General features: G+C 64.2%; 9 protein-coding genes and 1 pseudogene. 3 read left to right on the top strand and 7 right to left on the bottom strand.

Annotated features, from left to right (window positions below; all coding sequences use genetic code 11):
* Positions 1 to 19 precede the first annotated feature (19 nt).
* From OCEPR_RS11185 to OCEPR_RS11170, 6 genes are all read right to left on the bottom strand, one after another.
* Positions 20 to 2,962: a DUF1156 domain-containing protein gene (locus tag OCEPR_RS11185; RefSeq protein ID WP_148229299.1), complete on the bottom strand. Its 2,943-nt coding sequence runs from the start codon at positions 2,960 to 2,962 to the stop codon at positions 20 to 22.
* An 801-nt stretch (positions 2,963 to 3,763) separates the two neighbouring features.
* A complete protein-coding gene (locus OCEPR_RS12660) occupies positions 3,764 to 4,411 on the bottom strand; it encodes an NYN domain-containing protein (protein WP_187288494.1) in 648 nt (215 codons plus the stop codon).
* Between the two features lie 489 nt (positions 4,412 to 4,900).
* A complete protein-coding gene (locus OCEPR_RS11180) occupies positions 4,901 to 5,329 on the bottom strand; it encodes a type II toxin-antitoxin system HicB family antitoxin (RefSeq protein WP_013458837.1) in 429 nt (142 codons plus the stop codon).
* 1 nt (position 5,330) lies between these two features.
* Entirely contained in the window at positions 5,331 to 5,585 is a 255-nt protein-coding gene (locus OCEPR_RS12655) for a type II toxin-antitoxin system HicA family toxin (RefSeq protein ID WP_013458836.1), read from the bottom strand.
* Between the two features lie 140 nt (positions 5,586 to 5,725).
* Positions 5,726 to 9,127, bottom strand: coding sequence for a helicase-related protein (locus OCEPR_RS11175; RefSeq protein WP_013458835.1), 3,402 nt, complete (start codon positions 9,125 to 9,127; stop codon positions 5,726 to 5,728).
* A gap of 72 nt (positions 9,128 to 9,199) precedes the next feature.
* Complete coding sequence (locus OCEPR_RS11170; protein ID WP_013458834.1) at positions 9,200 to 11,095, bottom strand: potassium transporter Kup; 1,896 nt, start codon at positions 11,093 to 11,095, stop codon at positions 9,200 to 9,202.
* A 78-nt stretch (positions 11,096 to 11,173) separates the two neighbouring features.
* On the opposite strand from OCEPR_RS11170, the gene OCEPR_RS11165 reads away from it, so the two are divergent.
* Together OCEPR_RS11165 and OCEPR_RS11160 are read left to right on the top strand one after the other, a co-directional pair.
* Positions 11,174 to 12,976 (top strand): S9 family peptidase, encoded by a 1,803-nt coding sequence (locus OCEPR_RS11165; protein ID WP_013458833.1) that lies wholly within the window; start codon positions 11,174 to 11,176, stop codon positions 12,974 to 12,976.
* Positions 12,977 to 13,019: 43 nt separating this feature from the next.
* Positions 13,020 to 13,839, top strand: a pseudogene (locus tag OCEPR_RS11160) (EamA family transporter).
* A gap of 4 nt (positions 13,840 to 13,843) precedes the next feature.
* Here the strand turns inward: OCEPR_RS11160 and OCEPR_RS11155 are convergent.
* Positions 13,844 to 14,716, bottom strand: coding sequence for an EamA family transporter (locus OCEPR_RS11155; protein WP_013458832.1), 873 nt, complete (start codon positions 14,714 to 14,716; stop codon positions 13,844 to 13,846).
* A 212-nt stretch (positions 14,717 to 14,928) separates the two neighbouring features.
* Here OCEPR_RS11155 and OCEPR_RS11150 point away from each other — a divergent pair, with 212 nt between their 5' ends.
* Entirely contained in the window at positions 14,929 to 16,107 is a 1,179-nt protein-coding gene (locus tag OCEPR_RS11150) for a hypothetical protein (protein WP_013458831.1), read from the top strand.
* Positions 16,108 to 16,246: the final 139 nt, after the last annotated feature.

Genomic DNA, 16,246 nt, shown 5'->3' with positions numbered 1-16,246 from the left:
CTGCCTCCAGGCTACCGCGTTATTCATCGTTTTGAGTTGCACCGTCTTTATATAGGCCTTCTTGTTTCGGAGCCGCGGCCTGCGCCTTTTGCGTTTGCGCCGCTTTTACCACCTCGGGCCAGCTCTGCACCAGGGCGTTGTAACCCAGCGCGTCCTGGGCCCAGCCCTTGCGCTCGGCGATCTGGTAGAGGCGGTAGGCCAGCTCGCGCGAGGCCTCGGCGCGGCCTCCCAGCTGGGCCAGCAGCTCCCCGGCCCCTTTCTCGCCAGCGGTGCTTAGCCGGTAAATCAGCCGGTGCAGCATCTCCCAGGCGGTCGGCTCCGCCGAAACTTCTTCTGGCAGCTCGTCTGGCCGCAAGAGCCGCACCTTACCCCGCTCGGCTTTTAGCAGGCCCGCCTGCACCAGCTGGTCGAGGTCTATGTTCTTGGCCTTGGAAAGCGTTTCGGCGGTGCCAAACTCACCCTCGCCAAAACCGCTTTGCTCGAACCAGGCCACCGCCCAGCGGGTGGCGGCGTCGTACTCGCCCTCCTGCTCGGCCAGTACCTCGTCGAGCACCTGGTTGATGAGCGCCAGCGCGTCGCGCACGCTCACCCGGCTGCCGTCGGCGGCTAGCACCTCGCGGTAGCGGGTATACACCGCCATTCCCGGCCCAATCGAAGCCTGGGCCAGGTCCACCGGGGCAATGTTGCCTGCCTGCAAAGCGCGCAACGCTGCGGGTAGCTCACTCCGCAGCGCTCGCAAGAACTCCTGGCGGGTAGCCGCCGCAGCGTTCGCGGGCCGCCGGCGGCAAACAAGAACGATTGATGACGCCAAAGCGTTTGTATCTCTTGCAACAATTCTCCCCGCACCTTCCGTATTCAAAGGCCAGGTGCCGTCAATAGACAGCCCCGCCTGCATGACCGCCTCCAAGAACGTTTCCCACCCCGTGCTGCTGGTATCGCCGCCCTGTGTTTTCGACTGTTTGAAAGCGTAGTAAATGGTAATGGGAAACGCCGGGTGAGCCTGCTCCGCCAGGTTGTGCAGGGCCTTTTTCATGCCTTCCAAAAAGAACTTTTCGGCCGCATCCTTACCCCCGTGGCGGTAAGGTGTGGCCACCAGCTCTTCGGCCTTGGGCGTGGCCACGGTGGCGAATAAGCCTGGGTAAATGCCCTTGAGGCTGCGTCTTAGCCAAACGTAAAAGAAGTCGGAAAGGTCAGCATAGCCGATGTTGTCAAAGTAAGGTGGGTCTGTAGATATCGTTTTATTAAAGCTTAAGTTCTGTATACTCGCGTCTTTTTGTAGTGCTATCCCTGGTACTGTCGCTGGCAAAAAAGCTATCACTTTGCTTCCTTTAGTAATTGCCGAAATAAAATTGCCGCCCGAATTGCTAAAGGGATTCGCTTCCGCATAATCCCAAACCATGGGTATCGCTTGGCGTGCAAAAGTTTCTCTGAATGCCCCTCTATCGCTCATCCAGGATGTAAGCGAAGTGCATAAATTTGCGCATTTATCTAATGCAAAGGCTAAAAATATAGAAATAGCATCTCCATACGCCGTTGCCCCGGTTCCACCATCGTTCAAGCCCTTGCTGTCGTCCGCCAGCCCCGCCTTGCGCGCGTCTTCTATAGCCTTGGCCCGGGCCTCCTGCACCAGGTCGGAAAAAGTGGTGAGGGCAACGAGCTGGCGTGGGGTAAAAAGGTCACCAAATGTTGTTAGGCCGTAAGGAGGAGTCCAAAGCGCTCTCGGGTCGGGTGGAATTGGAACGTCTGGTTTCCAGCCCGGCTTGGCATCTTTGGCCACTGCTTCATGTTCGTTCAATGGGGAAATATATACCCGTTCGCGGTTACCTTCAACAACAATGGCCAGCAGCCTTGCGCCCATACGGCCGGCGCGCCCTTCTGATTTGATATAATCCGGCTCAATAGGACTACCCGAAAGTAAACATTTAAAGTGCGCTCCCCTGCCAAGCTTCGTCCCCTTCTTCGCCTCTTCCGGCGGTTCCCCCACCCGCACCTCAAAGCGGTAGCTGTCACCCTCGATTACCGGCTCCACCCAGGCTTCTTTGCCCTTCTTGCTGGAAAGCACAAAGCTCGATACCAGCGGCACTTCCACGTGGGCAAAGGCCGGGTTAGGGCTCTTAACGGTTCGCGCCCACAGCCAGGCAATTACCGTTAGCTCCTGGTTTTCGTAGGGTTTCAGGTCTGGCCGCTTGGCCACCATCTCGGGGGTTATCTTCACCTTGGGGTAGAGGTAGCCAATGCGCTTTTCCGCTTCGTCGCGCATCCACTGGCCGTAGTAGCGCACGTCTTCGGCCAGCCCCTTGGCGCCGCTCCAGTCTTTGCCAAAAAGGCCCGCGTCTTCGCGCGCTTTTGGGTTTACCGGCGGCCGCCCGGCAAACTTGGGCGGTATCTCGATCATCGCTTTGTTAATGAGCACCGCCACCGGGTTCAGGTCGGAGGCGTAGGCCTCCAGCCCCAGCCGCTGAGCCTCTAGCGGCAAAGCACCGCCGCCGGCGAAGGGGTCGTGAAAGGCGGGCAGCTTGCTGGGGTCGAACAGCTCCCACAGCCGCTGGTACTCTTCTTCGCTTATCTCGCTCTTCTTGGCCTCGATGTGTTTGCGCCACTCATTTGCAGTGCGCTGCCAGGAGCGCCAAATTTCCGCTCGCGCGTCTTCCAGCACTTCTTCGTTGGTGGTGTTTTCCCACTTGACCAGCTCGCGGATTATGCCGAACAACCTCTCGCGCTCCTGGTGTTGCTTTTCTTCGGTATCGAACAGCTCGGGCCAGCTCGAAGGGTCGTCCACCATCTGGGCAAAAATGACCGCCCGGGCGGCCGCCAGCGGCCGCCGCGCCCACCAGAGGTGAAGGGTAGACGGGTGCCCGTGGCGAATGGACTTTTCGCGCCTGGCCGCTTCGTTTATGTCCTCCAGCGGCAGCGCCACCTCGATTAGCTTTTTCCGAGCGGGAGCCTCAACCATGCCTTCCATTCTCTACCCCCAACCAGCCATTTCATAGCCCACATTTGTTCGCGGGCTCGTCTTCATAGCCACCCCGAGCCCCTAAAGCTCATGCGTCCAGCAAATTCTACCAGCGCGCAACGGCATTCCCTGCCCGTTTCCGACATCGCGCAAACAACAAACCTCCCCCTCGGGGGAGGTGGCCGCAGGCCGGAGGGGGTTGTTTGCCGGAATGCAGGATGTGGGGTGTAGGGGGTGGGATGTGGGTTGGCCATGTAGAGGCGACGGACTTTTGGCTTATGCATCACCAACAACCCCCCCACCCAGCCCTCCCCCAGGGGAGGGAGGAAACATCACGCCTGCGAACACTGCGCCAACGAGTCGCCGAGCCCCCAAGGGAAGGGAACGAAATGATGGCCGCTTACTAAGAGGTGGACGTGGGCTTTGGCGCAAGAACAAGCCTCCCCCTTGGGGGAGATGGCGGCGCAGCCGCCAGAGGGGGGGTTGTTTAGCTGGATGAGAGTAAAAATTAGGTGGGTCGACAATTAGAAGACTGAACTTATGGGCCTTGCATCACCAACAATCCCCCAACCCTTCCCAAGGGGAGGGCACTTTTGTTTTGCTGCAACCGGGTCGAAGGCTTTTAGCCGCCACCAGGGAACTAAAAGCCACAAGCTACGAGTCACAAGCCATTGGCTCGAAGCCCCTCGTTCGCCGCGTATCACGAACTGTGCACTACGCATTGCTCTATGCCTTCGGGGGAGGTAGCAGTAAAGCCGCGAGAAGAAAGTTCACACTTGGAGGGCTCAACATCGAAGCGGGTGTGCCGCCTTACCATCCACTTGGTTTATGTAGTGGACCGTCCTGAGATTGAACGACATCCGGGAACTGGGCCCGTTTGAACGCCGACTCCCTCAAAGTTTTATAAAAGGCGGCGACTTTGCGCAAACTCTTGCTCGTTCTTGGCCTCTTCCCATACTTCCTTTGAAATCGGGGATCATAGCCCACCACGCCAACGGGTTTACCTAAGCGCTCATTCACGATTTGTATCGGCAACGCCAGGTCGCTATCGTGACTCACCACAACGGCTGTGTCGAAGCGATCTTCAATGGCATCGAGCATCAAATAGGTGGCCAGGTTGACATCGGACCCCTTTTCTTCGAACTTGAGCACCCGCGCGAAGCCGGTTCCGGGAGGCGCCACAGGCATATTTACGGGGTGCGAAAGAAAGAATCCTTCGTGGATTTCAAAATCAGGCAGCGTCCTCAATGCTCTTAGATACGTCCCCTGACGCTCCCTCTGGCCCGGGTTGAGCGGGTTGTTTTTGACTCTAGCAGTAAAATACCGAACCAATACCAGGTCATCTTTGGGAAACAAAATCTTGAAGAGTTTATTGAAATTTAGCCACTTATACGGCGTTTGTTTAACTGCGCCATAGTAAAAATTGAACCCGTCTACGTAAACGATTAACCTGGACACGGAATCAGTATAACAACGCAAGGGCCGCTTTTGAGGCGGCCCTGCACCTGCTGCGAGCGCAGCAGGGGGATGTACTGACATAATACCACAACCGTTGTTATATCAACAACATATATCAACCTTTTATTAACGACTGTTATACGGCGAACAACTCACCTACCCGCGTTTGGCTTCGGAGTTTTCCACCAAAGCCCTCTCCAGGGAGGGGGGTTTTGTTTACGGCGGCTGCTGAGCCGTGGGGCTTGGGCACGGCATGGGCCCCGGCTCGCTCGGCCGCAAGGTCCGCTTGTCCGGGGATTCGAATTGGAGCCGGACGTTTGGCTTGGGTATCACCAACAACCCCCACCCCGGCCCTCCCTGTTGGGAGGGAGAAAAATGATTGCCGCCTACTACGGCGGACGTGGGCTTTGACGCAAAAACGAGCCTCCCCCTTGGGGGAGGTGGCCGCAGGCCGGAGGGGGGTTGTTCAGCCGGTTTACTCTCAAAAACCTACGCCGTCTGCTTTGGTCTCCGCACCGGCTTGACTATGCCGTCGTCGAGCGCCGCAAGCACTTGTCTCAACGCCGATCGCTCTTGCAAAAGAGCCACCACGTACTGATTCAAGCTAACCCCTTCGCGTTCGGCGTCTTCGGCCAGTCGCCGATGGAGCGATTTGGGCATACGTAAGAGAATGCGGCCGCTGTATTCGCGTTCTGTGCTGGGAACGGGAATGGCCTCGCCCCGCTCGTAGGCGTCTTCGATCCAAAGGCGCTTGGCGTCTTCGGCCATGGCCATGGCCTCTTCCGCGGTTTCGCCCACGGTAACGCAACCAGGCAGGTCGGGCACGATGGCGGTATAGCCACCTTCTTCTTCAGGGGCCAACGTAATTGGATAACGCAAAGAGAGGTAATAGTCGAGGGGTTTTCTTTCGTGTGCCATTTTATTCTCCTGGCTCGATCAGTCCACAGTTTTCGAGCTGCTGCAAGATTTGTCTGATGTACGTTCGCTTAACCTTTTGTCCGCCACGCTTGGGAACAACCAGACGACCGCATAGTTCATGCCAAAAAACGTGGTGGCTACCATTGGAGCGGGATTCGGTAAAACCAAACATCGCAAGCAGCGTTTCTACGTCCTCGAACTTGGCCTCGGGGGGCAGCCGGCGCATTTTAGCGAGAAGCTTTTCTTTTCTACTCACCGCCCCTCCTGTTGAATGATACTACTGGTAGTATCACATAATCAACCCCCGGGTAGTGATTTGCTACCCTACGGTAGCTGGCGCTGCCAAAATCAAGCTCTGTAGGGGGCGGTTTGTAATCGGGCACTTGTCGATCGAGCTCACAGCTCATATGTAGCCACCACCTTTTGCATTAACTGCCTTAAGTCAAAGTTCAAGCTCGTTACGGCAAACTCGGGCTCTCGCGTGACCGGGTTGCGTAGATAGTGCAGGCGCAAGGCCCGCTTGCCGTCGGTTTCCACCACCACCAGCCACCAGTTTTGGGGTTTGTTGAGGGCCGTTAGTAGCTGGGTACGGGAAAGGGTGACCGTGTCTTTTCCTGACCCTTTGCCCTTGACCTCGATGAACCTGAGTTCGCCGCTGGGAGTGCGCGATTCTATGTCGTACCCCGGATTGCCGTGAGGCATTTCGCGGGGTTCGTTGCCGAGGGCGCGTTCTTGGGCCAGTACTGCTTGAACAGCGAGCCGGTCGATGACCTCGCGCTCTAGGGCGGTGCCCCCTCCTTCGTTCGCCATCGGCGGCACGACCCAGGCGGCTAGCGAGAGGTGGGGGCGGCCGGCAAAAATTTTGCGCGCCTCCTCAATTTCTTGCTCCCGCCGCCTCAGGCGCACCCTTAGCTCTTCGGCGCGCCTACGCGCTTTCTCGGCATTGACGGCCGCATTTTTCTTGCCCTTTTTGGCGAGCTCCCCCAGCCTTTGCGCCTCGCCGTCCCAGTAGTAAATTTCGCTGAGCAGGCGCTCTTTTACGGTGCTGAGGGTTTTATTCAGATGCTCCTCTCGGCGCTTGCGAACTTCGTCCACGTGTGCTTTGGCCTCGGTGGTCAGCACGAAACGCTCGGCCTCGGCCAACAGGCGCTCGACCGTGGCTTGGTCAAGGGCGTTTAGCGCAAGTTTCCGTTCCTCCGGGGTTGGCTCACGGTAGTCGAGGTAGGGCGCCGGCCCTGCTTTGCGCGGCGATCCACTGGGTTCTGCCTCCACATAAAGCAGGCGTTGGGATATGACCTCGTCGCGACCGTCTCGGACGTCGTGCTCGAAGGCCCCCAGCACCCTGGGGTCTTCTCCTTCGGGGTCTACCAGAACGGCGCCTTTTTGCAGCGCTGCCCCCAACTTTTCTTCGATGGCCGTGACGGTGGCGTCGAAAAGGGGGTGCCCCGGGGCCACGAACTCGGCCACCGGGCGGCCGGGTACGACCACACGCCGTTTGTCGAACGTGATGCGCACGTACTTCTTGAGCACCTGCTGTCGACCTTGTGCCCGGGATGGTCGCAGTAGCGGGGGCACGAAGGTTATCTCGTAGCGCCCCGCCTCGCGCGGCTGCATGGTGCCGCCAAGGTGCTCGAACGCCTTGTGGAAAAAGCTGGCGACGTAGTGCGGCTGGAGGCGTGCGGCCTCTGCGCGTTGCATTTCTTCTTTGAGCCGCGCCAGTTGGCTTTGCGACAAGACCTCGGTTGCCAGCGCATCGCGTGCTACCAGCTGCTGCAGGCGCGTTACGTCGACCACCCCCTCGATGGCCCGTTCCAGACGCTTGCGAACCTCGGGGTTCTCGCCGTAGCGGATGGCCTGGATGAGCAGTTCGTGGAGCGGAGTTTCGCTAAAGGCCTTGCCCAGTACATCAAAAACGCGGCCACCAAGTGCATCGGCTGCTGCTTCCAGCTTCTTGAGCAACAAGGCAAAAACGTCTCCCTCGCGGGTGCCGCGAGCGACGAGGTTCCACATGTGGCAAACCTCGGTCTGCCCAATGCGATGAATCCGACCGAAACGCTGCTCCAGCCGGTTGGGGTTCCAGGGGATGTCGTAGTTGATGAGCAGGTGGGCCTGCTGTAAGTTGATGCCCTCGCCGGCGGCGTCTGTGGCCAGGAGAACGAGCACATCTTTGTTGTTGGTGAACTCGGCCTGGGCGTGGTGGCGCTCTTCACGGCGCATGCCGCCGTGGATGGTTACCAACGCATCTTCATTTCCCAGGAAGGTGTGCAGCCGGTTGCGCAAGTAATCGAGGGTGTCGCGATGTTCGGTGAAGATTACGAGCTTGCGCCCCTTGATTTCTTCGGTGCCCATGAGCCTTGCCAGCTCCTGCCACTTGCGGTCCTGACCGGCTTGAAGCACCCGCCGGGCCAGCTTCTCCAACCGCTCCAGGCTGGCAATTTCGAGCTCCAATTCCCTTTTTGTTCTAGCTGAGGTGGCCAGTTCTTCGAACTCGGGCCCCTCCTCTTCGTCCGGGAAGGCGTACTCGTAGCGCTCGACCAGATCTTCTTCGTCCAGGGCAACCGGTTGGGGGATGGGTTCGCCGCGCTCCAGCCGTTCCAGCAGGTCGCGGCGGCGTTTGAGCCTGCGCTGCAGTGAGCGGTGAATGGCCTGAGGGCTGCTCGCCAGCCGGCGCTGCAGCATGGCCAGAGCGAAGCCCACGGTGTTGCCGCGGCGTTTGTCGAGCTTTTCGGCGCGGTTCATTTCTTCGCGCACGTACGTAGTGACCGCCTCGTACAGCTGCCGTTCGGTATCCGAAAGCGAGTACTCCACGGTGTATGCTTTGCGCTCTGGGAAGAGGGGGGTCCCGTCGAAACGGACCAGGTCTTCCTTGACCCGCCGGAGCATCAGGTCTTCGGCGTCGGTCTCGGGGGCTCCGGGCCTGGGACGGCCCTCGAAGCGGTCGGGGTCGAGCAGCGCCATGAACAAGCGGAAGTCTTCCGGTTTGCCCCGATGCGGCGTGGCCGTAAGCAGCAGAAAGTTGCGCGTATGTTGCGAGAGTTTTTCGCCCAGGCGGTACCTTTGGGTCTTCTTCAGCTCGCGCCCGAAGAACGTTGCCGAAAGTTTATGCGCCTCGTCGACGACGATGAGGTCCCAGTCTACGGCGGTCAGTTTTTCCTGGTAGTCCTCGTTGCGGGCAACCTGGTCGAGGCGCGCTATCCAGTACGGCCCCTCCAGGAACGGGTTTCCACTGCGGGACAGTTCCACGCGCTCACGGCTGAAGATTTCGAAGGGGAGGTGAAACTTGCTGTCGAGCTCGTCCTGCCACTGTTCCACCAGTGCCCCGGGCGCTACCACCAGCGCTCTCTCTAAGTCGCCCCGCAACAACAACTCGCGCATGTAGAGGCCGGTCATGATGGTCTTGCCGGCGCCGGGGTCATCGGCAAGGAGGAAGCGCAGGGGACGGCGCTGTAAGAGGTGTCCGTATACGGCCTCGATTTGGTGGGGAAGCGGCTCGACCAGCGAAGTGTGCACCGCCATCATGGGGTCGAAGAGGTGGGCCAGGCGCAGGCGGCGGGCCTCGGCGGCTAGGCGAAAATCGTCCGCGCTGGCCGACATGGGCCAACGAACCTCACTCAGCAGACGAAGTTGTTCTAGATCGTTGGGGTATAGCAGGCGCTGGTGGATGCTGCCGGAAGCATCCCGAAAAGTAATCTCGATTACGCCGTCGAGATGGTTGACCTCGTGGACCGTTACGGGTCCAGTGGCTACGAGGCCCTCGATCCGGGAACCGGGCACCAACTCGTCGGGCGCCAACGCCATAGTAATAGTGTAGCCGGTCCAGCTTCGTACTGCTGTTCACTGACGCGGGTTGCACCTAGCTTGCGCCGCTGGTCACAGCCGGATCAGGTGCCCCACCTCGAAGGTCTGCGCGGGGGGCAGGTCGAAGAAGGCCGTGGCCGGCAGGGCGTTGCGCTGCAGCACGGCGAAGAGCTGTTCCCGCCAGCGGGGCATGCCCAGCTTGCCCTCGGGCAGCACGATCTCGCGGCCCAGGACGAAGTAGGTGTTGTCGGGGTCCAGCTCGAGCTCCGCGATGTCGTAGAGGGCGACGGGCACGTTGGGGTGCTCCATGAACCCGTAGTGGAGCACCACCCGGGTGAACCCCAGGTCCAGCGCCCTCACCTCGGCGCGCAGCGAGCCCAGCACCCGGGGGATCTCCTCGGTTTCGACGCTGACCACGATCACGTTCTCGTGGACCGCGTGGTTGTAGCGCAGGTTGCTGAGCAGCGCCGGCGGCACCACGTCGGGGTTGCGGGTCAGGTAGACCGCGGTGCCGGGGACGCGCGTCGGGGGGTTCTTGGACGCGGCCAGGGTCTCCAGGAAGCGCTCGAGCGGGAAGGCGTCCTTTTGCAGCACGCTCGAGAGCAGCGCCCGCCCCTGGTGCCAGGTGGTCATCACCACCAGCATCACCGCGCCCACGACGAGCGGGAACCAGCCGCCCTGGGGCACCTTGACGATGTTGGCCGCCCAGAAGCTGAGGTCGACGCCGAGCAGGACCAGCGTCAGCAGCGCCACGGCCCAGCGCGGCCACTTCCACAGGCTCCAGGCCACCACCGCGAACAGCAGGGTGGTGAAGACCATGTCGGTGGTCACGCCCACGCCGTAGGCCGCGGCCAAGCGGCTCGAGGAGCCAAAGCCCAGGACCAGGCCCACGGTGGCGAACATCAGGATCCAGTTGATCGTGGGGATGTAGACCTGGCCGATCTCCTGGCTCGAGGTCTGCACCACCGTCATCCGGGGCAGGAAGCCCAGCCGCATCGCCTGGCGCGTGAGCGAGAACGAGCCCGAAATCACCGCCTGCGAGGCGATGATCGTGGCCGCCGTGGCCAGGGCGATCATCGGGTAGGTGGCCCAGCCGGGCACCATCAGGTAGAAGGGGTTCTCCACGGCCGCGGGGTTGGCCAGCAGCAGCGCCCCCTGGCCGAAGTAGTTGAGCAGCAGCGCCGGCAGCACCACGAAGAACCAGGTGAGCCGGATCGGGGTGCGCCCGAAGTGGCCCATGTCGGCGTAGAGGGCTTCGCCGCCGGTGACCACCAGGAAGACCGACCCCAGGACCCAGAAGCCGGTGGCGCCGTTCGCGGTGAAGAAGTGCACCGCGTGGTAGGGGTTGAGCGCGGTGAGCACGTAGGGGTTGCGCACGATCTGGGCCAGGCCCAGCGCGGCGATGGCGGTGAACCAGATCAGGGTCACGGGACCGAAGAGGCCGCCCACCCGCTGGGTGCCGCGGCTTTGGAAGAGGAAGAGGGCGAGCAGGATCCCTACGGTCACGGGGATCACGAAGGGCTCGAGCCGGGGCGCGGCCACCTCCAGCCCCTCGACCGCGCTCAGCACCGAGATGGCCGGGGTGATCATGCCGTCGCCGTAGAGCAGCGAGGCCCCGAAGAGGCCGAGCATCACGGCCAGGTAGCGCCAGTGACCGCGGCGCAGCTTGCTGGGCATGACCAGCGCGGTGAGCGCCATGATGCCGCCCTCGCCGTGGTTGTCGGCGCGCATCACCAGCGTCAGGTACTTCAGCGAGATCACCACCACGAGCGACCAGAAGATGAGCGAGAGCACGCCCAGCACGTTGGCCTCGGTGAGGGCGAGGCCGTAGTGCTCGCCGAAGGCCTCGCGCACCGCGTACAGCGGGCTCGTGCCGATGTCGCCGAAGACGACGCCCAGGGCGGCGACGGAGAGGGCGATCAGGTAGCGGCCGTTGGGTTCGGTTTTGGTGTGGACGGGGTCGGCCATGGCGCAACGCCTCCTGTGGCCTTTTTAGGGTACACCCGCGGCGGTGGCGTGCGTCCCTGTGGCTGCGTAGACTGGGGCATGAGCGTACGTAGCCCCAGGGATCTCACGCGGGCCCGTTTGGGGGCGCACGCCGAGGTGCGCGCCCGCGGCGGCCGCGTCTACTGGACGGAACAGGAGGGCGGGCGCACCGTGCTGACGGGCTGGGACGGCGCGCCGCGGCGGTACGCGCCGGACCACGCCCTTAGCCCGGGCGTGGGCTACGGCGGCGGCGCCTTCAACCTGGACGGGGACGCGGTCCTCTACGTGGCCGAGGGGCGGGTCTGGAGGCTGCCGCGGGAAGGCCGGGAACCCGTCCCCCTCACCCCGCCCTTCGGCGCAGCGGCCGATCCCCAGCCCAGCCCCGACGGCGCGCGCGTCGTCTACGTGCACCACCACGAGGGTCGCGACGTGCTGGCCGTGGCCGGCGCCGACCCGGACGGCTGGCCCCGGGTCTGGGCCCGCGGCGCCGACTTCTACATGCAGCCCGCCTGGAGCCCGGACGGCGCGTGGCTGGCCTGGGTGGAGTGGGACCACCCGAACATGCCCTGGGACGGCGCGCGGTTGATGCTCGCACGGGTGGAGGGCGGAGGGCCGGCCGAGGTGCGCCAGCTCGCCGGCGGGGCGCGCACGCCGGTCTTCCAGCCGCTCTTCGACCCCGAGGGCCGCGGGCTCTTTTGGATCGAGAACCCCGAGGGCGCGGAGTTCGACCGGCTCGTGCGCCTGGACCTCGAAACCGGCGAGCGGTCGGTGTGGATGGAGGAGCGGGCGCTCATCGAGCCCGCCTGGTCCCAGGCGCAGCGGGTGATGAGTTTCGGCCCCGGCGGCGCGCTCTACCTGCGCGAGAACCGCGCGGGCCGCGCGCACCTCTGGCGTTTGACGGGTGGGGCCCCCGAAGAACTGCCCCTGCCCGAAGGCGCGGCCTGGCTGGCTTCGCTGAGCGGCGACGAAGCGGGCCTGGCCGCGCTCGCCAGCGGCCCCGACCAGGGCGAGCGCGTCGTCTTCTACGACGGCGAGGCGTGGCAGACCCGCGCCTACGGCTGGCCCGCGGGCCTGGACGGCGGGGGCGCGGCGCCCGAGGGGGTGCGCTTCCAGGCCGAGGACGGCGCCTGGGTGCACGGCCTCTTCTACCCGCCCAGCGGCGGGGCGGAGCGGCCGCCCGCGGTCGTCAGCGTCCACGGCGGCCCCACCAGCCAGCGCACCCTGGCCTTCAATCCCCAGGCCCAGCTCTTCGCGGCGAACGGCTACGCCTACCTCGAGCTCAACTACCGCGGTTCGACCGGCTACGGCCGCAGCTACCGCGAGGCCCTCTACGGCCGCTGGGGCGAGGTGGACGTGGCCGACGCGGCGGCGGCGGCGCGCTTCCTCGCCGAGTCGGGCCGCGCCGACGGCCGCCGGCTCGCCGTCCTGGGCGGCAGCGCCGGCGGGTACACCGTGCTGATGACCCTCGCCCGCTTCCCCGGCGTCTACCGCGCGGGGGTGAGCTTCTACGGCGTGACCGATCTTTTCGGACTCGCCCGCGAGACCCACAAGTTCGAGTCGCGCTACACCGACCGGCTGGTCGGGCCCCTGCCCGAGGCGGCGGCGCGCTACCGCGAGCGCTCGCCGCTGGCGCACGCGCACCGGATCCAAGACGCCCTCTACGTCTTCCAGGGTTCCGAGGACCGGGTGGTGCCCCCGAACCAGGCCGAGGCGCTGGTGCGCATCCTGCGCGAGCGCGGCGTGCCCCACCGCTACAAGGTCTACGAGGGCGAAGGGCACGGCTGGAAGAAGCCGGAGACGGTCCGGGACTTCTACCGCGAGACGCTCGACTTCCTGGAGCGCGAGGTCCGGCGCGCCCCTTGAGGGCGGGGTGGAGGCGCCGGATGGGTAACGTGCGGGGCGGGCCTTGATCTACGTCGTGCTGGCCGCGCTGCTCTGGGGGCTGGGCGGGGCCCTGGCCGGCCGCTTCATGCAGTCGATTCCCCCCGAGGTGCTGATCCCCCTGCGCTTCGGGCTGGCCTTCCTGGTGCTGCTGCCCGTGGTGGTCCGCCAGCCGCCCGAGCGCGGCGAGTACCCCCGCCTGTTCGGCGTCGGGCTGGCCCTCGCGGGAGCGCAGGCCTTCTACTACCTGGCCATCGACGCCACCACGGTGGCGACCGGGATCTTCCTCCAGTACCTGGCGCCGGTGCTGCTCACGCTCTACGCGCTGTTCCGGCGCGAGCGGCTGGCGCCGCGCAGCCTCGTGGGGGTGGGGCTGGCGGTGGCCGGGGCCTACCTGCTCGTCCTCGGCCGGGGGTTGGGTGGGCCGCCCCATCGGGGTGGCCTACGGGTTGCTCGCGGCGTTTTCCTTCGCCTTTTACGCCGCCAGCTCCCAGGGGCTGCGCACCCCCGCCTTCACCAGCCTGGGCGTGGCCACCGGCGTGGGGGCCTTTCTCTCGCTGCCCGTGCTCTGGGCCCAGCGGGCCCAGGTGCTGGCGCTCGACGCCGGTGCGGCCCTGGCCGTGGGCTACCTGGTGATCTTCGGAACCGTGCTGCCCTTCGGGCTCTTCCTGCTCGGGGTGCGCCGGGTGCCGGCGCGCATCGCCACGCTGGTGGCCCTGATCGAGCCCTTCGCCGGCGCCCTCTTCGCGGTCTTCCTGGTGGGGCAGCCCCTGACCCCGGGGGTGCTGCTGGGCGGCGCGCTCATCGCCCTGGGGGTGGTCCTGAACCGCGGCGCGCGGGCGTAAAGGGTCAGCGGCCGCGGCCGCTGACGGCCAGCCCCACCCCCAGCACGATCAGCCCCACGCCGGCGAGGCCCGCCTGGGTGAGCCGCTCGCCGGCGAAACCGATGCCCAGCGCCAGGGCCACCAGCGGGTTGACGTAGGCGAAGCTGGTGACCAGGGCGGGCCTGAGCGGCCGGGCCAGCAGGTGCAGGTAGGCGCTGTAGCCCACCACCCCCGCCAGCAGGACCAGGTAGCCGAGCGCCAGCAGCGAAGCTACGCTGGGTTCGTGCCAGCGCGCCCCCGCCAGGAGCGCGATCACGGTGAAGCTGAGCCCGGCGCCCATCATGTGCACCGCGCTCGACATCAGCCCCGGTGCCTGGGGCACGCGCGTGCTGATCGCCGAACCGAAGGCCCAGCTGACCGGGCCGACGAAGACGAGGAGCGCACCAGGGTCCAGCTTCAGGTCGGGTTCTCCGGCGAGCAGGTAGACCCCCGCCAGGCCCAGGAGCATGCCCGCCCATTCCACACCGCGGGTCCGGCGGCCCAGAAAATTGGCAAAAAATGCGTTCCACAAAGGCATCGTCGAGACGATGACCGCGGCCAGGCTCGAGCTCACCCACTGCTGCGCGTAAACGACCGCGCCCATGCCGCCCACCAGGAGCAGCTGGCCGATCAGCCACGACCCCAGCACCTCCCGGCCCTTCGGCAGCGTCCAGCCCAGCAGGCGGAGCAGCACGAAGAGAAGCAGGCCGCTGGCCCCCAGCCGGATGGCCAGCATGATGAAGGGGTCGATGGTGGCGATGGCCAGCTTGTTGGCCAGGTAGGCCCCGCCCCAGATGAAGTACAGCGTGAGCAGGGCGGAAACGTCGATCGGGGTCAGGCGCGTGTTGGATGGCTCCATGGTGTTTGACCCGTGGGTCAGCCTCTCGATCAGCCTACTACGCCTCGTGCGCGGCCGCACGCCGCCCATCGCGTGCGGGGTGCACGGGAGTTCACCCGCGCTACCCCAGCCTTCCATGCTATAATTTCTCCAAGCAGCCCACCCCGCTCTTCGTAGCCACCCTATGTGAACCCCGTTTGCCGAGGCTGCCGCCATGAGCACTGAAGGAAACCATGAGACCTGGCAAGACCCGCCTCCTCTGGCCTACCCTCCTCCTCTTTCTCCTCTACCTGACCTTCCTTCTCTTCTACGCCCTCGTCTTCAACTACGCCGACCTTTCCGGCCTTTCCAACCGTCTTGGCTCCACTCTCCCCGCCCTCGTCCCCACCCCTCTCGCCGACCCCGCCCTTCCCCTCCCCCTCGCCGTTCTCCTGGGCCACCTCCGCTTCGCCTTCTTCCTCGTCCTTCCCCTGCTCGCCCTAGCCGCGCTGCACCTCCTGTTCGCCGCTGGGCTGCACCCGGTCCGCGTCCTCTACCGCAGCGTCCAAACCTCGCGATCTCCCCAAGCCTCCCATGCCGACCCCGGCCCGCCTCGGCCCCGTTTCCGTCCCGAGCTGCGCCCCTACCTGTACACCGCCGCCCTGGCCCTCGCCCTCTACTACCTCCCCGGCCTGCCCTACCCCAGCGTTCACGCCTCCGGTAACCCCAAACAGAAAGCCCTGATTCCCACCGCCACCAAGCTCTTCCTCCCCTCCCTGGGCGGCTGCCTCACCACCCCCGACCGGATGGCCACCCTCTGCATCCCCGCCGGCGGCCTCCTCCCGCCCCTGCCCGCCCTCGTCACCCTCCGCTCCATCCCCCATACTCTTCCCGCCCCCGGCCCTGTCCCCCCCGAAGCCACCCTGATCGCCGCTGCCGAGGTCTGGCGCCACAACCCCTTCACCGGGGAGAACGCCGAGCTCCAGAACCTGCTGATCTACCCCGCCACCCTGCGCCTCTCCCTGAAGCAAGCCGTCGCCCCCGCCAAGAACAGCACCCACTACACCGAGGTCTGCAGCTGGATAGGGGAAGAAGGCGACAGCGTAGGCGATAAGAACTACTGGTTCTGCCACCTCTCCGACATCGGCCCCGGCACGGAAGAAAAAGGGCAGGGCTACATCGAGGTGCAGATCACCGGCCTCGACAGCCGCCACCAGAACTACTACGTCTTCCAGTTCCCCAAGGTGTGGGCCAACCAAAACTGCGTCGAGGCCGGAGGCCGGATCAACCCCAACATTCCCGCCATCGACTTCCACAGCTTCAGCGGGGCCTGCCGCGGCCGCCCCGGCGGCACCGTTTCTCAGATCGGGGAGCTCAAGGCCCCGGAAGAGCTCGTCCCCCTCACCCGCCCAGTGGAACCCGAGAGCCCGTAGCCCCGACCGGAGTGGCCATGCTATAATCCCTCCAAGCGGCTACTATTCCTTAATTCTACCGCACAATGAGAAAGCATACTGCATCAAGCCGCAAAAAGCACCTTTGGGGTGATGCTATGAGAAATGTCAAATCCGCATC

This window comes from Oceanithermus profundus DSM 14977 (assembly GCF_000183745.1).
In the GTDB taxonomy this organism is placed as follows: Bacteria; Deinococcota; Deinococci; order Deinococcales; family Marinithermaceae; genus Oceanithermus; species Oceanithermus profundus.
The sequence above is the reverse complement of the archived record's forward strand: the minus strand, read 5'-3'. Positions and strand labels throughout refer to the sequence as shown.

What these genes read in the sequence shown, in the direction of transcription:
- OCEPR_RS11165 (WP_013458833.1), top strand. Translation starts at nt 11,174, where the DNA reads ATGAGCGTACGTAGCCCCAGGGATCTCACGCGGGCCCGTTTGGGGGCG.
- OCEPR_RS11170 (WP_013458834.1), bottom strand. Translation starts at nt 11,095, where the DNA reads ATGGCCGACCCCGTCCACACCAAAACCGAACCCAACGGCCGCTACCTG.
- OCEPR_RS11150 (WP_013458831.1), top strand. Translation starts at nt 14,929, where the DNA reads ATGAGACCTGGCAAGACCCGCCTCCTCTGGCCTACCCTCCTCCTCTTT.
- OCEPR_RS11185 (WP_148229299.1), bottom strand. Translation starts at nt 2,962, where the DNA reads ATGGAAGGCATGGTTGAGGCTCCCGCTCGGAAAAAGCTAATCGAGGTG.
- OCEPR_RS11155 (WP_013458832.1), bottom strand. Translation starts at nt 14,716, where the DNA reads ATGGAGCCATCCAACACGCGCCTGACCCCGATCGACGTTTCCGCCCTG.
- OCEPR_RS11175 (WP_013458835.1), bottom strand. Translation starts at nt 9,127, where the DNA reads ATGGCGTTGGCGCCCGACGAGTTGGTGCCCGGTTCCCGGATCGAGGGC.
- OCEPR_RS11180 (WP_013458837.1), bottom strand. Translation starts at nt 5,329, where the DNA reads ATGGCACACGAAAGAAAACCCCTCGACTATTACCTCTCTTTGCGTTAT.